At 43.7% G+C, this 3,583-nt stretch carries 2 protein-coding genes; both read right to left on the reverse strand.

All coding sequences use genetic code 11. The features are described from left to right. Positions 1-2,939 (reverse strand): tape measure protein (locus ACE01R_RS17505; protein WP_395552769.1); only part of this gene is annotated, 2,939 nt, incomplete at its 3' end. Positions 2,940-3,007: 68 nt separating this feature from the next. Beyond that, on the reverse strand, positions 3,008-3,433 hold the full coding sequence (locus ACE01R_RS17510) for a Pmp3 family protein (RefSeq protein ID WP_395552770.1): 426 nt from the start codon (positions 3,431-3,433) through the stop codon (positions 3,008-3,010). Between the last annotated feature and the right edge of the window lie 150 nt (positions 3,434-3,583).

A 3,583-nucleotide genomic window follows, 5' to 3' on the forward strand; every position in this document is an offset into this window, starting at 1 on the left:
CTAGCGCTTTGCGCTTCTTCACGCGCAACTTGCCCAGCTTGACGGTAACCATCACCAATGCCGTGTGCTGAATCTCGGACGCGGTCATTGGCTTTGGACCACTCATCCATAGATTTAACTGATGCTTTACCGGTTGTATCTATTTCTATTCTTAGGTCACGATTAGCGCCAGCGGTATTTGCTGCAGCAATTACACCAACATCACCAGATGCGGCAACGGTTTGCATCATCTTCTGGTAAGCGCTGTCCACACCTTCCGCCGTGGCTTTTCCGCTATCTCGAACTCTAATGTAATCCATTACCGCTTGCTGTGCAGTGAGCTTCAATTGCTCCTTGGTTTTAATCCCGAGACGCTCAAAGGCTTTTCCTGTTTCATCCAGCTCATCTGGTAATTTAGCATTCGCATTACGAATCGCCATAATGCCAAGCTCAACCTGTTTGGTTGAAAACACTCCTTGCGCCTCAAACTCACGAAGCTTGGCATTAGCTGCATCTATCTCGGCTGGGCTCTTGGCTTTGTTTAGCCAGCTCTCCCATGCTTGATAAAGAACATTTGCAGCATTCTGACCAGTAACCCCGGCATTGTTTAATTTTGTTTGGAGCTCAGTAAGGCCATTCCCTGATGCTGTGAATGACTTAGATACTTTATTTAATGAGACATCCAAATCAACACCAAACTGGTTAGCTGCAGCGGATGCCCTTGAGTAAGCGCTTTCAGCAACTTTGCCCGAGCCGGTAGTTGCCTGATTGAGTTCAGCAATACGTAGATTGCGGTTATTTGCCAGCTCAGCTTCTTTGGCATTAATCTGATTGACCTTATCTTGAGCCTGTTTCAGCTCATTTAGATCGCCTGATGCTTTGGCCTGCTGGATCTGCTGATCGAGCGCCGCGCGCTCAATAGCAGCCTGTTTCTGGAATGCTAGATATTCTTCATCGGCCTTCTTAACATTTTCCTTGGCCAGCTTTAAGGCCTCTTCTTTGGCCTTGGCATTTTCAGCTGATTGCGCTGCACTTTCACCAGCTTGGACACTAACTTTCCCGGCCTGATCTATTGTGACGATATAACCCTTCGTCAATAGATCAGCTTGCATCACACCATCCATTACCCCGCCATTGGCTTTGATGGCAGCTTCAGCATAGTCCTGAGCAGAACCCAGCATATCTTTATCTAAAGCAGCCTTGTTGGTAGCATGCTCTTTTTCTCGGCCCTCAAGTTCATTAGACTTCTGGATAATCGCGTCAATCGTTGACTGATTTCCATCCTTTCGTGCCTGATTCAATTGCTTATCTAAAGCTGCACGCTCTTCAGATAATGCTTTGGCCTTCTGATTTAAAGCAATATTTTGCAATGATAATTCAACAAGAGTTGCTTTATTATCAGCTAAAGCTTCCTGATTTTTTTGAGCCTGAGTCTTGCTAATATCATTTATAGCTTCAATGCCTTTGGATTTAAACTCCATGGCACCATTCGAGCCTCTATCATAGTAATCTTGAGCCTTTAATGCCATTTCCTTCATATCAGCAATAATTGCTTTCTTTGTATCTCCCCATGTAAATTTTGATTTCAGATTTAACCATGCAGCGGTTACATCATAAAACACACCAGTCAGTAGATTCGCAACAATATTGATTGCATTGAAACCGTCACCAATAAAACCAAAGACCACATTTAAGGCCTGCAAAGCTTTTGTAAAACCATTGGTCTTATCGGTAGCTGTGTCTATTCCACTGTCAAAATCAAATATTGAACCAAGTGCGGTATTGATTAAATCTACGCTTCTCTCAAAGCCCTCACCCATTGTAGAGCCCATGTCTTTAAGGGATTCATACGCAGTGGATAGTGCTTTTTTTAAGGCATCAATAGTGGCAGGATCAACCTTCTTGAGCTGATCCCCGACCCATACAAACCCCTCACCAATATCTTTAAGCAGTATTTCCACTACGTCCATATTGTCAGCGAGTGTTGATAGCCAATCTGCAACGGTTGCTGAAGCCCCATTAGCCTGATCCATTTCACCAATCAGAATCTGCCATGATGTTGCGATCTTTTGCAGTGCATTGCTAATCGTGGTTGGAAACTGGTTATATGTTTCTTGAATCTGCCCTGCTTGGGATTGAAGTGCTTTAACTACACGTTCAGCACCTAACTCGCCATTTTCAGCCATCTTGCGAAGTTCGCCAGTAGTTACCCCTAAGCCCTTCGCTAAAGCTTCAGCAACTCCATAGCCATTTTCCATAATAGAATTGAATTCTTCACCACGAAGAACACCACCCTGCATGGCTTGAATGAATTGCTGTACTGCTGCTTCGCTTGCTTGTGCTGAACCACCGCCAACCTGAATGGCTTGTGTAACTGTCTTGGTAAGGTCTAACGCTTGCTGCTGCGTCATCCCCATATCTTTACCAACTGCATTTAGTCGAGCAAATAGACTACCTGTAGCCTCAAGGCTTGAATTTGTTGCTAGTGCCACCTGATGAACACCCGCCATTGCAGATGTGAAGTCACCACCATCTTTAGTGGCGATGTTGATCCGGGCAGAAAGGTTGGTATACAAATCAGCTGCTTCAGCAAGTTCTCGAACACCTAGTCCAATACCAAGTGCACCCATTGCACCAACAAGTGCTGTATAACCAGTTCTAAGTCCAGCTATACCTTGTTGAGCTGTCTGAGCTGCTGTGTGAGTTTGGGCAAGCTCAGTATTTGCTTGACCAATCGCTTGATCCAGAGTACTGACATGCTGTGCAGTAGAGCGTGCCTCATTTGATAAGGCGTTTAATCCTTCTGCAGCACCACCAGACGCATTTTTTAATCTATCGGATTCAGCTTTAATGGTTGTCAGTACGGATTTGGTGACGCTTTCTGACTGCTTGATATTGCTTACATAGTTTTTTACGTCAGCATCCATCACCAGTTTAAAAGTTAAGTTTTTACCAGCCATGGCAACCTCTAAATTTTAGGCATAAAAAAACCCGCATATAGCGGGTTTAGATTTGGTTTTGATAGTCTTTAGGGCGTGTCTTCCACCATAGAGCCACAGTGTTTGCACTTAATTGCAGCTAACTTTATTTGTTCAGCACAAAATGGGCATTCCTTAAATTCAGGATTTTCACTTTGATCGCCCTGGTTAAGTCTTACCCCAGCATTATATGAGTAGGCATCCTCAGCCACCAATTTGGTTTTATTGTGGGTTTTAATAGGTTCAGCTCGTGAAATATGATTAATTGGCTGCTGCACTATTCTTGGTGTAGGTACATAAAGCTTTACATTGTGGCTGCCACAAGCACCACAAACCTTACCACCAGATCTTCGCCAAATTTCATAAATAATACCTGGAAGAATCCCAATAAAAAGTAGGATGATAGTTACAATAAAACTACCTTTGGTCTTTGCTGACCCCACATGTCCACACGCAATACATTCAACTGTGCTCACACTCAGCGCTCCCAATTAATACTATAAATCACACCATCAACAACCGTGATTTCATATTTGGAATTATTGATTGAATATAAATAGGTAGTAGCTTTATGCGGCCAACCTTTACGATCATGGATAACATGGCTATATGAGGATTCTGGCTTA

This window comes from Acinetobacter sp. BSP-28 (assembly GCF_044130285.1).
In the GTDB taxonomy this organism is placed as follows: Bacteria; Pseudomonadota; Gammaproteobacteria; order Pseudomonadales; family Moraxellaceae; genus Acinetobacter.